Here is an 18,224-nt window from a genome sequence, read left to right as displayed (position 1 = left end):
CGGGAAAGCCGGGTCAGAGCAGCCGGCGCAGGTCCGCCGCGATGGCGGCGACCGCGGGCGGGTCGAGCAGGTTGAGGTGGTGGGCGGCGACCGGGACGATGCGCAGGTCCGTGCAGTACCGGTCCCAGCCGCGCGCGGCGTCGGCGTGTTCGTACCGGCGGTCGCGTACCGCCCAGGGCGTCGGCCGGGTGCAGCGGTAGAGGACCACCGGGCCGTCGTAGGGCCCGGGCCGGTATTCGTCGAGAGCCCGGGTGTCCTGGTGGGAGGTGATCTGGTGGCGCAGGATCGCCGGCGGCAGGCGCTCGGCCAGGCCGCTGTCCTCCAAGGTCTTGAGGACCAGGTCGAACTGCTCGTTCCCGGAGAGTTCGCGCAGCCGCTGCGGGTCAAGTTCCACCGGCGCCTGATAGGTGTCGCGCAGGTACCGGGCGAAGCCCAGGTACCGCTCGACGAGCAGTTCGGCGGCCTCCGCCGCCGGCATCGGCTCGGGCAGTCCCGCGTCGAGCAGCACCACCGTCTCGACCTTCTCGCCGGCCGCGGTCAGCTGCCGGGCCGCTTCGAAGGCCAGCGCACCTCCGAAGGACCAGCCCCCGATCCGGTACGGCCCGCCCGGGTGCCGCGCCCGGATCAGCTCGACGTAGTGCGCGGCCCGCTCGGGCACCGCACCGGCCTCGTCGAGCCGTTCCAGCCCGTACACCGGTTGCTCCTCGCCCAGCAGGTCGACGAGCTGCCGGTAGACGTGGGTGCTGCCGCCGGCCGGGTGGGCCAGGAAGAGCGGGAGACGCGTGGGCTGCCCGGTGCGCAGTGTGCGCAGCGCCCCGCCGGCGGCCACGGCCGCCTCCTCCGCCGCCCGCAGCGGGCCGGCCAGCCCTTCCGGGCTCGGGTCGGCGAGCAGGGCCTCGGGGTCGACCTCGACGCCGTACTCCTGCCGGGCGGCGGCGACGATCCGCGTGATGTCGTGCGGTCCGGCCAGCCGCGCCGTCAGATCCCGCTCGCCACCCAGCACCATCTCGAAGAGCCGTACCGCGGCGCGCTCCGCGGCGTCACGCGGACCGCTGACAACGGGTTCGCCGGTCTCCGGCACGGCCAGGCCGAGCTCGAAGGCGAGCGCGCGGGTCAGATCGGCGCGGGTCACGCCCCCCACCAGCACCGAGGTCGGCAGGGCACGGGCGAAGTCCGCTTCGATCAGGCTGCGTACCCGCACCGCGGCCAGCGAGTCCAGCCCCGCCTCGGTCAACGGCTGCGCGGCGGGCGGCGGCCGGTCGGCGCCGAGCACCGCGGCGATGCGCTCGCCGAGACGTTCGTCGATCAGCCGGATCGCCTCCGCCGCGGGCAGCGCCCGCAGCCGGTCCGCGCCGAACCATTCGGCCGGAGCCTCCGGCGCTGCCCCGGTCACCGCCGCGAAGAACGGCAGCCGGCCCGCCTCGGGGAACGCGGCGAGCGCCGGCCCGGGGTCGAAGTGCAGCACGCCGACGATGCCGGGCCGGCGGGCGAGCAGCCCGCGCAGCGCGGTCATGCCCTCGTCCGGCTCCACCGGGTCCAGGCCGGGCAGGTGGACGCCGATCGCGCCGCCGATGCGGGACCAGGTGCCCCACTGGATCGACCAGGCGGGAAGCCCGTCGGCGCGCTGCCACGCCGCGAAGGCGTCCAGCCAGGCGTTGGCGGTCGCGTAGGCGGCCTGCCCGGGTGAACCGAGCAGTCCCGCCGCCGACGACATCGACAGCCACCAGTCGAGACGGGCCCCCGCGGCACGGACCGCGCTGTGCAGCCGCCAGGCGCCGTCCACCTTCGGCGCCCACACCCGGGAGAGATCCTCGCCGCCGATATGCGTCAGCAGCAGGTCGTGCCGTACGCCGGCAGCGTGCACCACACCGGCCAGCGGCAGCTCCCCGGCGGCGGCCACCAGTTCCTCGGCGACGCCGGCGACCGCCACGTCACCCAGGACGATGCGTACGTCCGCACCCGTGGCGCGCACCGCGGCGAGTTCCGAGACGCTGTCGGCGGGCGGGCCGGAGCGGCCGGCCAGGATGAGCCGGCCGGCGCCGGCCTCGGCGAGCCAGCGTGCCACCAGCAGGCCGATCCCGTGGTAACCGCCGGTGATCACGTACGCCGCGCCGCGGCGTACTGCCGGTTCCCGGCGTCGCTGCGGCAGGGACGCGCGGACCAGCCGGGCGCTCCACCGCCGCCGGCCCCGCCAGGCCACCTCGTCCTCACCGGCTTCGGCGTGCAGTTCGGTCCAGAGGGCTGCCGCCTGCGTCGCCGGATCGTCGCCCGGGTCCAGGTCCAGCCAGCGGGTGCGGGTACGTGGCTGTTCGAAGGCGAGCGTGCGTACCAGGCCGCGCACCCAGGCCAGGTCCGGCCGTCCTGCTTCGTCCGGCCGCACCGCGGCGGCGCCGCGGGTGACCAGCCACAGGCGTCCCCCGGCGTGGGCGGCGGCACGGATCGCGGTCAGCGCCAGTTGCCGTGCCGCTTTCGGGTCCGGTGTCGGGCCGGCCGGCGGTGCGATCAGGACGACATCCCGGTCCGCAGCGGACGATCCGGGCCGTGGCGGCTGCCCGGCCCCGCGGCCCGCCTCTTCGGCGGCGGCGGCGAGGTCGGCCTGCTCGGCGTCGGCGGATGTGGCGGCGAGGTCGGCGTGTTCGGCGTCGGCGGGCGCGGCGGGGTCGGCGAGGGCCGCGGCGAGGAGGTCGTCGCCGGGCACCGCGAGCAGTCGCACCCGGGCGGCGGCGCCGGCCGTGCTGCCGATCGCCTGCTCCTGCCACTGCACACCGAAGAGGCCACGCAGCAGCGCCGGGCGGTCCCGCTGCGGCTGCGGGTGCGTACGCACGCCGTCGACCGCCAGCAGCACCACGCCACGGTGGTCCAGCAGCCGCAAGCGCGCGCCGCCGGCCGGCTCGTCGGCGCGCCAGAGCCGGCAGCTGCCGCCGCCGGACGGATCCGCACCGGCCCAGACCAGATCCGCACGGCCCGGTTCGACGGGGCCCGCTTCGCCGCCCATCGCGTCGGCGAGCGCACCGAAGCAGGTGCTGATCGCGTCGGGGCCGCCCGGAACGTCGATCTCGACATCGCTGGTCCGGTCCGGCGGCTGCGGCGGGGTGCTGCTGCGGGGCTGCGCCGTCGCCCGTCCCAACAGCGACCAGCCGGTGTCGCCGCCGGGAGCGTGCACGGTCACCTGCCACCCGCCGTCATCGCTGCGGGCCAGGGTTGTCGCCGGTTCGGCCTCCGCCGGATATCCGGCCGGGTCCGACTCGACGCCGGTCAGCACCACCTCGTCGGCGCCGGTGCTCGCCACGGCCGCCAGGGCCAGTTCGACCAGTCCGGCGAGGGGCAGCACGTCCGCGCCGCCCGGTGCCCGCCGCACCAGCCGGCCCGGCGGTGCGCTCAGCCGCCACACGTGCCGCTCCTCGCCCGGCACCTCGGCGTGTTCGCCGGGCAGGGCCAGTTGCGGCGCGGCCGGCGTCCGGGCGTCGAACCAGTGGGTGGTGCCGCGCCACGGCGGCGCCGGCAGGTCCAGAATCCGCGCCTGCGGCACCGGCGGCGCCGGGTGGCCGTGCGCGTACACGGTGGCCAGCGCGGCCGGGAATGACTCCGGTTCGTCGCGCCGCAGCGACGCGACGAGCAGCGGCTGCGACACGGCCTCGGCGGCGAGCGTGGCACCGATCGGTCGCACCAGCACCGGGTGCGGCGAGAGCTCCAGGAAGAACCGGAAACCGTCGCCGGCCGCGGCCCGGACGGCGTCGGCGAGCCGTACGGGCCGGCGCAGATTCGCCAGCCAGTACTCCGCGTCCAGCTCCCGCGGCTCGGCGCTGACCGTGCTGTAGAACGGCACCCGCGGCGCCTCGGCCCGGAGCCCGGCCAGGGCCTGGCCCAGTGCCGGCAGGATCGGGTCGACCGCCGGGGAATGCCCCGCCCCCTCCGAGGTGACCATGCGGACCAGCCGGCCGCGCTGCTCGACGCGGGCCCCGAAGGCAGCCACCGACTCCGGCGCTCCGGTGACGACCAGCTGGCCGGGCGCGGTGTGCACGGCGATCCAGAGCTGCGGCAACCCCGCCGCGAGTTCGGCGAACTCCTCCTCGGCCAGTTCGACCACGGCCATCGCGCCGGGAGTGAGCCCGGCCAGCAACCGCGACCGGTGCGTGATGACCCGTACGCCGTCGGCCGGGGTGAGCGCGCCCGCGACGACGGTGGCGGCCACCTCCCCCATCGAGTGGCCGAGGACGGCGGCGGGCCGCAGCCCGTACGAGCGCCACAGGGCGGCCAGTGCCACCTGCAGGCCGAAGGTCAGTGGTTGGGCGACGGCGATCCGGTGGTCGGCGGGCTCGCGCAGGCCGTCGCGCAGGCTCACCCCGGTCTCGGCCAGAAAGAGCGGCTCCAGTTCGTCGACCGCCGCGGCGAAGGCGGGTTCGGTGTCGAGCAGCCGGCGTCCCATCGCCGGCCAGTGCGCGCCGTAGCCGGAGAAGACCCACACTCCCGGCCCGGCCGCCGCGTTCCCGGTGCCGGTGGCGACGCCCGGCTGAGGGCGGCCGGCGCCGAGCGCGGCCAGGCCGGCGCGGAGTGTGCCACGGTCGCCGGCGACCAGCGCGGCCCGGGCCGGTCCGCGCTCCCCCCGCCGGTTGACGGTGCCGGCGACGTCGCGCGGCGACGTGTCGGGCCGGTCGCCGAGCCACCGCGCCAGCCCGGCCGCCTGATCCCGCACCCGGTCCAGGTCCTGGTCGGAGAGGACACAGACCACGCGTTCCGCTGCGGCGGAACCGGTTTCCGGCTCCGGCTCGGGCGCCGCCTCGAGCACCACGTGGGCGTTGGTGCCGCCGAACCCGAACGCCGAGACCCCGGCGCGCGCCGGACGGTCCGGGCGGGTCAGCGGTTCCGGCTCGCTGGGCACCCGCAACCGCCACTGTTGCAGCGGGATGTGCGGGTTGGGACGGGTGAAGTGGCGGGTGGGCGCGACGGTGGCCGTGTGCAGGGCCAGCACCGCGGTGATGAAGCCGGCGATCCCGGCGGCGGCCTCCAGATGGCCCAGGTGCGACTTGACCGAGCCGATCGGCAGGGGCGCCTCGGCGGGGCGGCCGGCGCCGCAGACCGCTGCCAGCGCACCCGCCTCGATCGGGTCGCCCAGCGGCGTGCCGGTGCCGTGGGTCTGCACGTAGTCGACCGTGCCCGGGTCGCAGCCGGCATCGGCGTACGCGGCTCGCAGCAGCGCCTCCTGCGCCTGCGGGTTGGGAGCCACCAGCCCGTTGGAGCGCCCGTCGTTGTTGACGGCGCCGCCGCGCACCACAGCGAGCACCCGGTCGCCGTCGCGCCGCGCGTCGGAGAGCCGCTTGAGCACGACGACACCGCAGCCCTCGCCGCGGGCGATCCCGTCGGCCGCGGCGTCGAAAGGCCGGCACCGGCCGTTCTCCGCGAGCCCGCCGGCCTGCTCGAAGGCGACCGACATGGCGGGGGCGAGCAGCAGGTTGACCCCGGCCGCCAGGGCGAGATCGGTGGTCCCGGCGCGCAGGTCGCGCACCGCCAGGTTCACGCCGACCAGCGAGGACGAGCAGGCGGTGTCCACGGCCAGACTGGGCCCGCGCAGGTTCAGCAGGTAGGAGAGCCGGTTCGCGGCGATGCTCAGGGCGGCGCCGGTCGCCGTCCAGCCCGTGACCCGGCTCAGGTCGGCGGTGGTCAGGTGCGCGTACTCGCCGGCGCTGATGCCGACGTAGACACCGGTGTCGCTGCCGGCCAGCCCGGCCGGGTCGACCGCGGCGTGGGCGAGCGCCTCCCAGGCAACCTCCAGCAGGATCCGCTGCTGCGGGTCCATCAACGCCGCCTCGCTGGGCAGGATGCCGAAGAACTCCGCGTCGAAGCCGGCGACGTCGTCGAGGAAGCCCGCCTCGCGTCCGGTCCGGGCCAGCAGGTCCGACGACGACTCCAGTTCCGGCCAGCGTCCGGCCGGCACCGGGCGCACCGGATCGGTGTCGCCGTGCATGACCCGGGCCAGCGACTCCAGGCTGTTCGCACCGCCGGGGAAACGGCAGCCGATGCCGATGACGGCGATCTGCTCAACGTGGTCCGGCCGCCCGGCACGCTCCGGGGTCTCGCCGCCGGGCGGTGCCACCGTCGCGGGCGGCTTGGAAACCGGCTCGGCGTGCGCGGACGCGGGTGCCGGCGGGGGCGGCGCGGATTCCGGGGTGACAAGTCCGCTGACCAGCGCATTGATCGTCGGGTATTCCCAGAGCAGCGTGGCCGGCAGCGTACGGCCCAGGGACTGCTCGAGCCGCCCGGCCAGCTCGACGGCGTCCACGGAGGAGAGCCCGAACTCCACCAACGGTCGGTCCCGGTCGATCTCCTCAGCCGGGCGGCCGCACCGCTGACCCACCCAGGCCGCCACCTCGGCGGCGAGAGTCGTCTCGTCCGCGCTCATCGCCGCTCGCCCTGCTCGGCGGTGAACGCCCCGGCCAGGTACTGCTCCCGGCAGGCGCTGCGGGAGATCTTCCCGCTTGAGGTGTGCGGCACCGCCCCCGGTTCGGTGAGCAGCACGTCGTGCAGGGCCAGATCGTGGCCCCGCCACACGGCCTGGCGGATCGTCTGCGCCATGCCGTCCGGCTCACCTGCGGGCGCGGAGCGGGAACGTTCGCCGACCACGACCGCCCGTTCCTCGCCGCCGATGGTGACGGCGAAGACGGCGATGCGGCCGGCCCGCATCGCGGGGGCCGCCTGCGCGACCGTCACCTCGATGTCCTGGGGGTAGTGGTTGCGCCCGGCGACGATCAGCAGGTCCTTGAGCCGCCCGGTGATGAACAGCTCGCCGTCGTGCCGGGTCCCGAGGTCGCCGGTGCGCAGCCACGGGCCGGCCGGCAGACCGTCCGGTGCCGGGTCGAGCCGGGCCGCGAAGACCGCGTCGCTGCGTTCGGGTTGGCGCCAGTACCGTCGGGCCACGTTCGGCCCGTGCACCCAGACCTCACCGACGCGCCCCGGCGGGAGCACGGCGCCGGTCGCCGGGTCGACGATCGCGACCTGCTGCCCGGCCGGTGGTCCACAGGAGACCAGTTCGGAGGCGACGGCGTCCCCGTCAGGCGGGACCGCCTCCCCGGCGGCGAGCCGGTCGCGGTCGACGCGCCACACGGCCGGCGGCAGCTCCGGTGACTGCCCGGAGACGAAGACGGTCGCCTCGGCGAGCCCGTACGCCGCGCAGAGCGCCCGCTCGTCGACGCCGGTGTCCCGCAGCGCGGTGGCGAACCGGTGCAGCGTGTCGGCGCGGACCGGTTCGGCGCCGTTGAGCCAGAGGAAGACACCGCTGAGGTCCAGGCCGTCGAGGTCCTCCTGACGCAACCGGCGCAGGCACAGCTCGTACGCGAAGTTGGGTGCCGCGGTGAACGCCGCGTCGCGTCCGCTGAGCAGTCGCAGCCACCGGGCCGGCTGCATGAGGAAGGCGACCGGATCGAGGAACACCGAGTCCGTGCCCTTCCACAGCGGCAGCGCCACCGTCGAGAGCAGTCCCATGTCGTGAAAGAGCGGCAGCCAGTTCACACCGGTGATCCGTTCGCGGCCGCCGGTCAGCGCGCTCCAGAGCTGGGCCACGTTGGCGGTCAGGTTCCGATGGGTGATCTCCACACCGGCCGGCGTCCGGGTCGAACCGGAGGTGTACTGCAGGTAGGCGACCTCGTCGAGGTCGAAGGAGACCGGCTCGTCCGCGGGCGGTTCCGCCGGATCGCCGGCCGCGTCGACGACGAGCACCTCCGCCGGCTGCGCGCGGTCTGCGACGAAGTCCCGTACCGCGGCGGCGGCGTCCGCGACGGTGAGCACGCAGCGCGGCGCGCAGTCGTCGTAGGCGGCGACCAGGCGCTCGGCGTGCCCGGGCAGGCCGGGGGCGAACAGCGGAACCGCGACTGCTCCGGCGTACCAGGCGGCGTAGAGGGCAACGACGTAGTCGAGGCCCGAAGGTGCGAGCACGGCCACCCGGTCGCCGGGCGCGGTCATCTGACGCAGCCGCCCGGCCAGTGTGCGCACCCGGCGGTCCAACTGGGCCCAGGTCAGCGTCTGGGGCCGTCCTCCGGGCTCGACGAGGTAGTCCACAAAGGTGTAGGCGGGCTCCTCCGGGCGATCGGTGGCCCAGGTGACCAGCCGTCCCACCAGCGATTCGCCGGCCTGCGCGGTGGTCGGAACGGGGGCGGGCAGACGAACCGGCATGGGGGTCCTCCCGGGCTTGCTCGGGTGATGGCAGGAGCAAGGTAGTTGTGGCGCGACCGCACGCACATCGACCCCGGCTGCGCTTGTTTGGCCCGGGTGTTGTCAGCCCGGTTGACAAGAAACGATCAAAACAAGATCGTCATGGTTCAATGTGATAAATCGGCGCATACAATCCCGTTCCCGCAACTCGGTGCATTGATCACGGAAGCTGAGGGACGAATGCGAACCGAGATCGAAGAGGTCCTGCCGCGGGCGGTGCGTTTCATGCGTTCGCACATCGACGAGCTCGTCGAGGAGACGATGCGCGAGATCCACACCCGCATTCCGGAGTACGCCCGGCCAACCGACGAGACCTACCGGCGTACCGTCCGGGCGGGCGTGGAGCTGGCCATGCGCCGCTTCATCGACCTGCTCGACCGGCGCGACGAGACGAACTGGCGCGAGGTCTACGAGGCCATCGGCGCCGGCGAGATGCACGAGGGGCGCAGCCTCGACGTGCTCCAGGCCGCGATGCGTGTCGGCGCGCGGACCGGCTGGCGGAAACTGATCGTCTTCGGCGAGCAGGAGTCGCTCTCGGCCACCACGATGGGCGCCCTTTCGGACGCCATCTGGGTGCACCTCGACGACCTCGCCGCCGCCTCCGTCGCCGGCTACGCGCGCGCCCGGATCGCCGAGGCCGGTGAACTCGACCGCCGCCGGCGGCGACTGATCGAACTGCTGGTCGCCGAACAGCCCGCGGCGGAGGAAGCGGTGACGGCCGCGGCCGTGGCAGCACGCTGGCAGCTGCCTCGCCGACTCGCCGTGGTCGCCGTCGACCCGAGCGCCGCCACCGGCGAACCACCGATGCTGCCGCCGGAGGTGCTGGTCGGCTTCGACCGCCCGGAGCCGATGCTGATCGTGCCCGACCCCGAGAGCCCCGCACAGCGGCGGGTCATCGAGAACACGCTCGCCGGGCTCCGCGCGGCGGTGGGGCTGCCGATGCCGCCACCCCGAGCGGCGCTGTCGCTGCGTTCGGCCCGCCGCACGCTGGACCTCGCCGTCCGGGGCGTACTGGCCGGCGATGGCCTGCTCTGGTGCGGCGACCACCTCGCCACGCTGATCCTCTTCCAGGACGAGGAGCTGCTCGGCGCGCTCGTACGGCGCCGCCTGCACCCGCTGTCAACGGTGCGCGAAAGCCAGCGGGCCCTGCTGGCGGACACCCTGCTCGCCCTGCTGCAGGAGAACATGAACGCCAGCGCGGTCGCGGCCAAACTGCACTTCCACCCGCAGACCGTACGCCGCCGGCTGCACCAGCTGGACCGCCTCTTCGGCGACCAGCTGCACGACGGCGACGCCCGCTTCGAACTCGAGATCGCACTGCGCGCCGAGCGGGCGGGGCGGGCCGGACGCTCGGCGGTGCCCGTTCAACCGAGCGGCCCGACTACGCGCCCGCCGGCGATCACCGGTGTCACCCGGCTGCGTGCGGTCCACTCGGCGTAGCGGACGGCGCCGCGCCATGACACGTGAACGGTATTCACCCGTGCGGCCGACGGCTGCCCAAAACGCCGACGGCGAGGTGGTGCGTCGCTAGGCTCGACAACTGTCGGACCGCACATGGTCAACCGACCCGAGAGAGGCGCGGTATGCGCACGCGCTCGAGACTGATGACCGGCCTGGGATCGGCGGTGGCCGCTGCCCTCGTGATCACCGGCTGCTCCGCCCTTTCGCAGAACGGCGGCGATGATGACGCCCTGACCGTGTACGCCACCACGGGCTATCTCGCCGACGCTGCCGCGAACATCGCCCCGGATGCGAAGATCACCACGATGGTCGGCCCGGGCGGCGACCCGCACACGTATCAGCCGTCGACCAGGGACATCGGCACCATCCAGCGCGCGGACGTGGTGCTCTGGAACGGGCTGCACCTGGAAGCACAGATGATCGACCAGCTCGGGAGCCTCGACGAACGGCAGATCGCGGTCGGCGACCGGCTCCCCGCAGAGCTGCTCCTGTCGTGGCCCGAGACCGACGACGAGGGCAACCCGCTGCACGATCCGCACATCTGGAACAGCCCTGACGCGTGGTCACGGGTCGTCGGATCCATCGCCGACAAGCTCGGCGAGATCGACCCGGACAACACAGACGAGTACCGGAAGAACGCTGCCGCCTACCAGGCAGAAATCACGAAGGCGGCCGCCGAGGCGCAGAGACTGCTCGCGAGCGTGCCGCAGCCGCGGATCCTGATCACCGGGCACGACGCGTTCAACTACTTCGGCCACACCTACGACCTGGACGTGCACGCCACCGACTTCGTCTCCACTGAGGCGAAGCTGAGCGCCGAGGAGCTGTCGAAGCTGGCGCGCCTGATCGCCGACAACCGGGTGCCGGTGATCTTCCAGGACAACCAGGCCAACCCGCAGGCGGTCACCAGTCTGCGGGAGGCCGTGCGGGCGCTGGGCTGGGAGGTGCAGATCTCCGCCGAGGAGCTCTACGCCGACTCCCTCGGCGCCGACCCCGGCGTGGACACCTACCTCGGGGTTTTCGGCCACAACGCCAAAGCTGTCGCCGCCGCCCTCGGAACGGAGTGACGATGTCCACCCCAGCGGCCGAGAGCACCACAGCGGCGGGGCAGGATTGCGCCCTCGCGTGCGCCACCAGGAACCTCTCGGTGGCGTACCGGGCCGAGCCGGTCCTGCGCGGCGTGGACTTCCGCGTCCCGCAGGGCGTGGTGATGGGGATCGTCGGCCCGAACGGGGCCGGCAAATCCACGCTGATCAAGGCGATGCTGGGGCTGGTGAAACCGCTCACCGGCGCCAGCGAGTTCTTCGGGCAGCCGCTGTCGCGGGTGCGGCGACGCGTCGGGTACATGCCCCAGTCCACGAGCGTGGACTGGGACTTCCCGACCACCGTGCGCGACGTCGTGACGATGGGCACGTACGGGTCCCTGGGCTGGCTCCGGCGGCCCGGCCGCGCCGAACGCGCTCGTGCCCTCGCCGCCCTCGAACAGACGGGCATCCCGGATCTGGCGGCCCGGCAGATCGGTGAACTCTCCGGCGGACAACGTCAGCGGGTGTTCCTCGCCCGCGCCCTCGTGCAGGCGCCCGACCTGTACTTCATGGACGAGCCGTTCCAGGGCATCGACGCGAAGAGCCAGCAGGCCATCGTCACGGTGCTGCACTGCCTGCGCGAGCAGGGCCGGACCGTGGTGATCGTCCACCACGACCTGACCACCGTGCGCGACTACTGCGACCACGTCACGCTGCTCAACCGCCGTGTCGTGGCCTGCGGGCCCGCGGCAGAGTCGTTCACCAAAGGCAACATCCGCACCACGTACGAGGTGACCGCGGACGACGACACGTTCCTGGAGTTCGCGTCATGAGCCCACTGGAGTTCCTCGACGACCACACCTACCGCATGGTGCTCTTCGGCACCATGACCATCGGGCTGGTCGCCGGGGCGCTTGGCAGCTTCGCCTACCTGCGCAAGCAGTCCCTGATCAGCGACGTCATCTCGCACGCCGCCCTCCCCGGCGCCCTGCTCGCGTTCCTGGCCGCGGTCGTCGTGCTCGGCACCAACGGGCGCAACATGATCGGCCTGATCGTCGGCGCGGTGATCATCGGCACCATCGCGGTGCTCTTCGCCAACTGGGTCGCCCGCACCTCCAAGATCCGCATCGACACCGCGATGGCCGTGGCCCTCACGATCTTCTTCGGCGCGGGCATGCTGCTCCTGCGGATCATCGCCAACGGCGCGTTCCACGGCAAGGGCGGCATCCAGGACTACCTCTTCGGCAACGCCTCGGTCATCACCGTCGCCGACCTCACCACCAGCCTCGTCGTCGGCGCACTCGCCCTGGTGCTCATGCTCGCGTTCTGGAAGGAATTCGGGCTGCGCACCTTCGACCCCCAGCACTGCACCGTGCTCGGTTTCCGCGCCCGCACCGTCGACACGCTGATGTTCGCCACGATCGTCATCGCCACCGTGATCGGCGTCAAAGCCGTCGGCCTGGTACTCATGGTCGCCTTCGTCGTCACCCCACCCGCCGCGGCCCGGCAGTGGACCCGCACCCTCCCCGGGATGGTGACGCTCTCGGCGGTGTTCGGCGCGGTGGGAAGCGGCATCGGGGCGTACCTGTCGATCGTGCTCGGCGGCATCCCCACCGGGCCGCTGATCGTGCTCACCCTCTCCTCGATCTTCGTCGTCTCGCTCCTGGCGGCACCGCGCCGCAGCATCATCACCCGCGTCGTCGCCCGCCGACGGGCCCGCACGGCGCTGAAGCGGGAGCTCGTGCTGGAGGGAGCCGCGCGATGAGTTTCGTCGTCGGCACCGCGCTGCTGGCTGTCGTCACCGCTCTCGCCTGCGCCCTGCCGGGCGTCTTCGTCGTGCTGCGCAGAAGCTCCATGCTCGTCGACGCGATCGGCCACGCCGTCCTGCCCGGGATCGTCGTGGGCTACTTCTTCACCCGCGACCTCGACTCACCGCTGCTGATCATCGGGGCCGCCCTCGCCGGCCTCGTGGTCGTCCTCGGCAGCGAATGGCTGACCCGTACCGGGCTCATCACCGGAGACGCGCCGCAGGGACTGATCTTTCCGGCGCTGTTCAGTGCGGGCGTCATCCTGGTGACCCTGAACTTCGCCAACGTCCACCTCGACACCCACGCGGTCCTCGTCGGCGACCTCAATCTCGCCGCCTGGGAACAGCTGATCGTCAACGGCACCTCGATCGGCCCCGCCTACCTCTACGTGATGCTCGGTGTGCTCGCCCTCAACATCATCTTCCTGGGGGTGTTCCACACCAAGCTGAAGGTCACCACTTTCGACGCCCAGTTCGCCACCAGCATCGGCATCCGCGCGGGGCTGGTGAACGCGGCGTTCATGTTCCTGGTCTCGCTGACCGTCACGGCGGCGTTCAACGCCACCGGCGCGATCCTCGTCATCGCGCTCATGATCGTCCCGCCGGCGACCGCCTACCTGCTCAGCCAGAGCCTGCCGGCGATGATCACCCTGACCGCTGTCATCGCGGTCGCCGGCGCCCTGGCCGGATTCTGGACCGCGTACGTCCTCGACGCCGCCACCAGCGCCGGGATGGCGGTCTTCTACGGCCTGGTGTTCGTCATCGTGCTCGCCGCGACCCGAATCGGACAACGCAGGCGGCAGGGCATCCGTGCCCTTGCCCCCGCCTGATGCCCAGCCTCAGCCCTGCCGCCAGACCCGGAACGTCTGCTGCAGACCCGGCGCCCGCAATGACCGCGGTCGTCCTGCGTCCCGGATCTCGGCCGCCACTTGCTTCACGAGAGCGTCCGCGGCGGCGAGGTCCGCTGCGCTCGCCCGGTACTCGGCGCCATAGTTGTTGACGGCGTAGGCGACGACCAGCCACGGCCGGCCGAAGACCGTTCTACCGAGCCAGGTGAACGGGGTGACCAGGAGACACACGAGCCAGTTGAGCCCGTACCAGAGCAGTCCTGGAATCACCACCACGAGGGAGACGAGAGCCGGCAGCCAGAGGATCGGGTCGCCGGGGCCGTCCACTATCCAGACGAACATCTTCAGCCAATCCGGCACGCGTGGTTGCCAGGCGAGCCGACGTCGCCCCACCCGCCACTGCCGGTCATCGGCGTCCGCCACGGTTTGCATGTCTCTCCTTACCGGGTTTCAGAGGCACCCCGACAGAGGCGCCGCAGGGTGGTGGCCCTGACGATCCGCTCAGCGGCTTCGGCTCGGCCGCCTACGGCCCACCACTCTTCGTCCCCGACTGGTCAACTGCTGCCGGGATTGACGGCCGCGATCAGCTCGGCCGCCGGGGTGCTGCGCGGCCGATCGCTGACCTGGCCGTCGCCGGCCTCGATGATTCGCCATTGGCCATCGTCACGCCGCGCGAAGTCCACGGTCGCGAACGGCAGGTCCAAGGCCCGCACCGCCGCTTCCACGGCCGCCGGATCGAACTCCGCGTCGGGCCGGTGCTCCGGGGTGTCCGGGTGGGCGGTGACCAGCCGGCAGGAACCCCCGACCCACCAGGTCCGCACTTCCGCCCCGACGAACGACTCGAACCGGCGCAGCACGAATCCGCCCGCGAAGTCGTCGCCACGCAACTGCCGGAAGCGGGCAGCCACCCGCCACGACGCGTCACCGTCGGCCACGTCCGGAATGAACGCCGCCTCATGCCAGTAGTGCTTCATCGACTTGCTGTAGTCACGCAGCACCGCGGGACCGGCACCGAGGGCCGCGCACGCTTTGAGAAAGTCGCCGTGGTCATCGCCGGAGGTCCAGACCGACTCGGGAGTGCGGCCCTCCAATTCGGAGTACCAACCAGGAAGCTCATGTGCCCGCCGGTACTGCTCGGGACTGGTCCGCATGCTCACGCCCCGATCCGCGAGGGCACGCGCCAGTGCCGCGTACTGCTCACTGCTCAGCATCCACCCGCGGTACACCGCGTCCGCACCCTCGGGCACCCTGGCGATCGCGGCCCCGTCCGGCCGCCCACGTACGACGGCGTCGTGGTCGATCACCGCGACCTCGATCCAGGCCTCACGAGCGGCTTCAGCCTCCTCGGCGAAGTGCTCATCGGGGCGGCGAGGGCGCAGGACATCGGCAGGCACCAGCAACATCATGCCGACACGATCAGCCACGCGACCGAACCGCGCAACCGGGATTCACTTCCTGCCTGCTCACCCGGCCAGGCTGCCCGCAGCGCTGGTCACGGGGCGCGGTGACGCCGGCCGGACGTTCAACCCGGGGCAGGAGTCAGCGACCGCACCAGGCCCGGGCCGGCCGGGTGCGGACCAGCAGGCCGCTGGCCAGCAGAGCAGACAGACTGCACGTCATGGCAGCGGCGACGGCCAGGCCGGTCTCATCCGAGCGCAGCACCTCGAGAAGCGGCCCGAAGAACAGCAGACCGCCGATCCCGATCAGGAACGCGGCCGCGACCGGCGCAGCGAACCAGTGCATCACCCGCCAGGCGAACGACCCGCCGTACCAGAGCCCGCGGAGCACGGCACCCACCGCCACCGTGCAGACGGCCAGTGCGAGCCAGTTCCCCGCGCCGCCGACCTCGGCGAGCAGCGCCACGTCAACGGCGAGCGTGTACGCCCACCAGAGCGCCAGCAGCACGGTGCTCGCAACGATGCTGCGCGGTCGACGCAGTGGCCTCCGGGCCGTCGGCCAGGGCACCGGATGCGACGACTCGGAGATCATCGCCCGATCCTATGGCCGGGTTCCCGTTCAGACGAGATCTCCGACCTGACCGCAGCGCGCGCACCGCTCCCGCTCGGACCATGACTCGCGGTCGAGATGGTTCGGAGCAAGACGGTTCTGCCCGACTTCGACCCTGGCGGCGACCCGGAACATCCACAGTGCTTCGGCGAACGGGTGGTAAGCGTCGTGGTATTCGCGGGCGGAGAGCACGACGCCGGACCGGACTGCGTTGCGGACGCCGATCAGCCGGTCGAAGGCAGCCTCTCCGGCCGTGACCAAAGCCGGGCTCGCCGACATGAGCAGCCGTTCGCGCACGCTGTACATCCCGCTCGCTTGAACCGCGGAGGACGCCGCGGCGCTCCGCCCGGGCTCGTCGGGTGGGGTGCGGGCGACCTCGCGCAGAGCTGCGTGAGCTTCATCGAGTGCCACGGCGAAGTCGATGTACGTCCTGAGGCGGTCCGACTCCCGGTCCCGGCGACGCTGGCTGCGGTCATTGCGCACTCCGGCCAGAACGGTGCCACCGAAGGCGATAACGGCGCCCAGCGCCGTGCTGGCGAACGGAATCCACGTGGTATCGGCCATGACCGCATCATCGCCGACGCCGACCAGGCCGGCCGGTGCGGGGCGAAGGGCAGATTGGTCGATACGGACTGACCTGAAACTGCGAGTGCCGATGCGGCAGCGGCCCCCACAGCTGCATTCACAGGCCCGAGCCTGACGGGCATGATCTTCTATCTGATCCTGCTACCCGAGTCCGTGGGAGAGTCGTGGCTGGAGGCGACACACGGCGAACGGAGAGATTCGGGTGGGCCGCCCGATCCGCAGGTGTGGGACGCGGGTCTCGTCGCCTACGTTCCGCAATTTGGTGTGCCGCTGGCCGAAGCCGAGGCGACATTCGACGCCGCGGTCGACGTGCTTGTCGAGGACGGTCCCGCTTCGGCGTACATCTGGCCGCGCGACGGTTTTCGGGTTTACTTCAGCGGACCCGCCACCCTTGCCGACGCCGCCGAGCGTCTGAAGAAGTGGATGATGGTGGCCGAGGAGAGCGACCGATTCACCGTGCAATGGGGCGATGGCCCCCGGATGGAGGTGACCTCCGCCGCGGGGCCGCGGATTGTCGCTGAGGCCGCCGAGGTCGCCGAGGACCACAGCATCCCCGCGATGGCCGCCTACGACCGCCGGTTCGAGGTCACCTTCGACGATCTCAACGAGGCGCTCGACGAGATCAACACCATGATCGAGGTGACTCTGCACCTCCAGGACCTCACCGGTGGTCACGTGCAACGTTCCTGGAACAGTGAGGTGTCGCCGCCCTACGTCGACGACCCGGCGGACGGCAGCTAGCGCACCCGGTAGCGCCGTCCGACAGCCCCGCCGCTGCGCGAGGTGGCAGGCGGCCACCTCGCGCAGCGACAGTCCGGCGCCTCCTCCGTCACGCAGCGGCAGGGTCGGCGGCTCCTCCGTCACGCAGCGGCAGGGTCGGCGGCTCCTCCGTCGCGCGCCACCACCGGAGGCAGGACCGCTGCGCGAGCAGCAATCCCCCACAGCACCGCTCACACGGTGCCGGCGAACTGGCTGACGTGGTAGGCGGTGCTGCGGTTGTCCGGCGTCTTGGTCCACTTCGAGACCATCAGGTGCAGGTCGTTGGGCCGCCGGCTGGACCACGGGTGGATGAAGCCACCGTATAGTGCGGGCTCCTGCAAGGAGGTGACCTGGATCTTTTCCCCCGTCCAGGCATGGTCCGGCCCGGACGCCGTGCGGGTGACGATGCAACCGGTGAGCCCATTGAGGTAGGCCATCACCCAGGTGCCGTCGGCCAGCCGCCGCACCGACGGTTCGCCGAAGATACCGTTCATGATGGGCGTACACGGACGGCCCCAACCCCAGTTGCTGCCGTTGTGGCCCCACCCCTCGTACGACTCGGGGAAGAACATGCGGTCCCAGCGGACCCGGCGCAGCATCATCGGCCCGAACTGGCGGCCGGAGCGCACCGAGAAGACGTACACCCAGTCCCCGTCGCGCTGCATCGTCCACATCTGGAACGGGTCGGTGTTGGGGCCGTCGTTCCACCACTTCAGCGGCGTACGGATGAAGTCGTTGCCGTTGTCGCTGTAGGCCAGCCCGGCGTAGCGCGACCGCCAGTGCGGCCCGATCGGGCCGGCGGAGTTCCAGTTCTCGATGCTCATGTACGACACGAGCTGGCGGCCGGTCTCCGGGAAGCTGATGCCGTCGTTCGGGATGACCGTCACCTCCCAGAGTCCGTCGATGCCGATCCCGTTGTGGCCGTTGTGCATCAACTCCGGGGCGCGACCGTTGCCGGCGACGCGGGCAGCGCTGTCGAAGACGATTCCACCGGCGGCGCCGGGGTGTACGGCCGATCGCAGCATCACCGGTGAACGCCAGTCGTTGGGCAGCGGCGGCCCTTCCGGCCACGGGGTGTCGAAGGTGTCACCGAAGAGGTAGCCGATGGAGCCGTTCTCCAGTACGTACGGGATACCGAGGTCCGTGCCCGCGACCCGCCACCGGTGGTTGGTGTCGAGGTCGGCGCCGGTGAGGCGTTTGCGCCAGGTGGCGGCGTGAGCCGTACCGGGGGCCAGGATCGGCGCGCCGACCGCGGCCACGCCGGCGGCGGCCATCGTGCCCAGAAGTGAGCGGCGAGTGATCATCATGACCGTCCTTCGTCGCGGATGGAGGGGAATCTCGAGAGTTCCAGCAGCAGAAATCGATTTCTCAACCAGAAGGAAAACTACATCCATCGATGTGACGGGTCAAGTACCGAGGGGCAACGCGGGGGCCACGCTCACCCCTGCCGGGAACCACCCGCTGGGATTCGCCCAATGGGGTCGACACCAGATACGGAGCTGGAAAGGTCACCGGGATTGGCCGGCATCG

The 18,224-nt window shown here is 72.2% G+C and carries 13 protein-coding genes; 6 read left to right on the top strand and 7 right to left on the bottom strand.

What is annotated here, in order from left to right:
- Positions 1–13 precede the first annotated feature (13 nt).
- Together ACK8GG_RS20610 and ACK8GG_RS20605 are read right to left on the bottom strand one after the other, a co-directional pair.
- Positions 14–6,397, bottom strand: coding sequence for an SDR family NAD(P)-dependent oxidoreductase (locus tag ACK8GG_RS20610; protein WP_440357030.1), 6,384 nt, complete (start codon positions 6,395–6,397; stop codon positions 14–16).
- A complete protein-coding gene (locus ACK8GG_RS20605) occupies positions 6,394–8,163 on the bottom strand; it encodes a fatty acyl-AMP ligase (RefSeq protein WP_440357029.1) in 1,770 nt (589 codons plus the stop codon). The genes ACK8GG_RS20610 and ACK8GG_RS20605 overlap by 4 nt, the downstream gene beginning before the upstream one ends.
- A 219-nt stretch (positions 8,164–8,382) precedes the next feature.
- Here ACK8GG_RS20605 and ACK8GG_RS20600 point away from each other — a divergent pair, with 219 nt between their 5' ends.
- The 5 genes from ACK8GG_RS20600 (at position 8,383) to ACK8GG_RS20580 (ending at position 13,325) form a co-directional block, all read left to right on the top strand.
- Positions 8,383–9,642 carry a PucR family transcriptional regulator gene (locus ACK8GG_RS20600; RefSeq protein ID WP_440353277.1) on the top strand — a complete coding sequence of 420 codons (1,260 nt, stop codon included), beginning with the start codon at positions 8,383–8,385 and terminating at the stop codon, positions 9,640–9,642.
- A gap of 185 nt (positions 9,643–9,827) precedes the next feature.
- On the top strand, positions 9,828–10,730 hold the full coding sequence (locus tag ACK8GG_RS20595; protein WP_440352128.1) for a metal ABC transporter substrate-binding protein: 903 nt from the start codon (positions 9,828–9,830) through the stop codon (positions 10,728–10,730).
- A 2-nt stretch (positions 10,731–10,732) separates the two neighbouring features.
- The gene (locus ACK8GG_RS20590; protein WP_440352127.1) at positions 10,733–11,521 is read left to right on the top strand and encodes a metal ABC transporter ATP-binding protein; all 789 of its coding nucleotides are present in this window, start codon (positions 10,733–10,735) and stop codon (positions 11,519–11,521) included.
- The gene (locus tag ACK8GG_RS20585; RefSeq protein ID WP_440353278.1) at positions 11,518–12,453 is read left to right on the top strand and encodes a metal ABC transporter permease; all 936 of its coding nucleotides are present in this window, start codon (positions 11,518–11,520) and stop codon (positions 12,451–12,453) included. Before ACK8GG_RS20590 ends, ACK8GG_RS20585 begins: the two co-directional genes overlap by 4 nt.
- A complete protein-coding gene (locus ACK8GG_RS20580) occupies positions 12,450–13,325 on the top strand; it encodes a metal ABC transporter permease (protein WP_440353279.1) in 876 nt (291 codons plus the stop codon). The genes ACK8GG_RS20585 and ACK8GG_RS20580 overlap by 4 nt, the downstream gene beginning before the upstream one ends.
- Before the next feature lie 9 nt (positions 13,326–13,334).
- Here the strand turns inward: ACK8GG_RS20580 and ACK8GG_RS20575 are convergent, their stop codons facing one another.
- The 4 genes from ACK8GG_RS20575 to ACK8GG_RS20560 all read right to left on the bottom strand — a co-directional run bounded on the left by ACK8GG_RS20575 (position 13,335) and on the right by ACK8GG_RS20560 (position 15,914).
- Positions 13,335–13,775: a hypothetical protein gene (locus ACK8GG_RS20575; protein WP_440353280.1), complete on the bottom strand. Its 441-nt coding sequence runs from the start codon at positions 13,773–13,775 to the stop codon at positions 13,335–13,337.
- 122 nt (positions 13,776–13,897) lie between these two features.
- Positions 13,898–14,746: an ATP-grasp domain-containing protein gene (locus ACK8GG_RS20570; protein WP_440353366.1), complete on the bottom strand. Its 849-nt coding sequence runs from the start codon at positions 14,744–14,746 to the stop codon at positions 13,898–13,900.
- Between the two features lie 136 nt (positions 14,747–14,882).
- The gene (locus tag ACK8GG_RS20565; RefSeq protein ID WP_440357028.1) at positions 14,883–15,332 is read right to left on the bottom strand and encodes a hypothetical protein; all 450 of its coding nucleotides are present in this window, start codon (positions 15,330–15,332) and stop codon (positions 14,883–14,885) included.
- Between the two features lie 27 nt (positions 15,333–15,359).
- A complete protein-coding gene (locus ACK8GG_RS20560; RefSeq protein ID WP_440352120.1) occupies positions 15,360–15,914 on the bottom strand; it encodes a hypothetical protein in 555 nt (184 codons plus the stop codon).
- A gap of 141 nt (positions 15,915–16,055) precedes the next feature.
- Between ACK8GG_RS20560 and ACK8GG_RS20555 the strand changes: the two genes are divergently transcribed.
- The gene (locus ACK8GG_RS20555) at positions 16,056–16,676 is read left to right on the top strand and encodes a hypothetical protein (protein ID WP_440352119.1); all 621 of its coding nucleotides are present in this window, start codon (positions 16,056–16,058) and stop codon (positions 16,674–16,676) included.
- 209 nt (positions 16,677–16,885) lie between these two features.
- Here ACK8GG_RS20555 and ACK8GG_RS20550 read toward each other — a convergent pair whose 3' ends face one another.
- Positions 16,886–18,001, bottom strand: a complete 1,116-nt coding sequence (locus ACK8GG_RS20550; RefSeq protein ID WP_440357027.1) for a glycoside hydrolase family 183 protein — start codon at positions 17,999–18,001, stop codon at positions 16,886–16,888.
- Positions 18,002–18,224 lie beyond the last annotated feature (223 nt).

Origin of the sequence: Melissospora conviva, from assembly GCF_049523535.1 — a bacterium.
Taxonomy (GTDB): Bacteria; Actinomycetota; Actinomycetes; order Mycobacteriales; family Micromonosporaceae; genus Melissospora; species Melissospora conviva.
The sequence above is the reverse complement of the archived record's forward strand: the minus strand, read 5'-3'. Positions and strand labels throughout refer to the sequence as shown.

Coding starts and splice junctions, on each gene's coding strand:
- ACK8GG_RS20610 (WP_440357030.1), bottom strand. CDS start 6,397: ATGAGCGCGGACGAGACGACTCTCGCCGCCGAGGTGGCGGCCTGGGTG.
- ACK8GG_RS20605 (WP_440357029.1), bottom strand. CDS start 8,163: ATGCCGGTTCGTCTGCCCGCCCCCGTTCCGACCACCGCGCAGGCCGGC.
- ACK8GG_RS20600 (WP_440353277.1), top strand. CDS start 8,383: ATGCGAACCGAGATCGAAGAGGTCCTGCCGCGGGCGGTGCGTTTCATG.
- ACK8GG_RS20590 (WP_440352127.1), top strand. CDS start 10,733: ATGTCCACCCCAGCGGCCGAGAGCACCACAGCGGCGGGGCAGGATTGC.
- ACK8GG_RS20585 (WP_440353278.1), top strand. CDS start 11,518: ATGAGCCCACTGGAGTTCCTCGACGACCACACCTACCGCATGGTGCTC.
- ACK8GG_RS20580 (WP_440353279.1), top strand. CDS start 12,450: ATGAGTTTCGTCGTCGGCACCGCGCTGCTGGCTGTCGTCACCGCTCTC.
- ACK8GG_RS20575 (WP_440353280.1), bottom strand. CDS start 13,775: ATGCAAACCGTGGCGGACGCCGATGACCGGCAGTGGCGGGTGGGGCGA.
- ACK8GG_RS20570 (WP_440353366.1), bottom strand. CDS start 14,746: ATGTTGCTGGTGCCTGCCGATGTCCTGCGCCCTCGCCGCCCCGATGAG.
- ACK8GG_RS20565 (WP_440357028.1), bottom strand. CDS start 15,332: ATGATCTCCGAGTCGTCGCATCCGGTGCCCTGGCCGACGGCCCGGAGG.
- ACK8GG_RS20560 (WP_440352120.1), bottom strand. CDS start 15,914: ATGGCCGATACCACGTGGATTCCGTTCGCCAGCACGGCGCTGGGCGCC.
- ACK8GG_RS20555 (WP_440352119.1), top strand. CDS start 16,056: ATGATCTTCTATCTGATCCTGCTACCCGAGTCCGTGGGAGAGTCGTGG.
- ACK8GG_RS20550 (WP_440357027.1), bottom strand. CDS start 18,001: ATGATGATCACTCGCCGCTCACTTCTGGGCACGATGGCCGCCGCCGGC.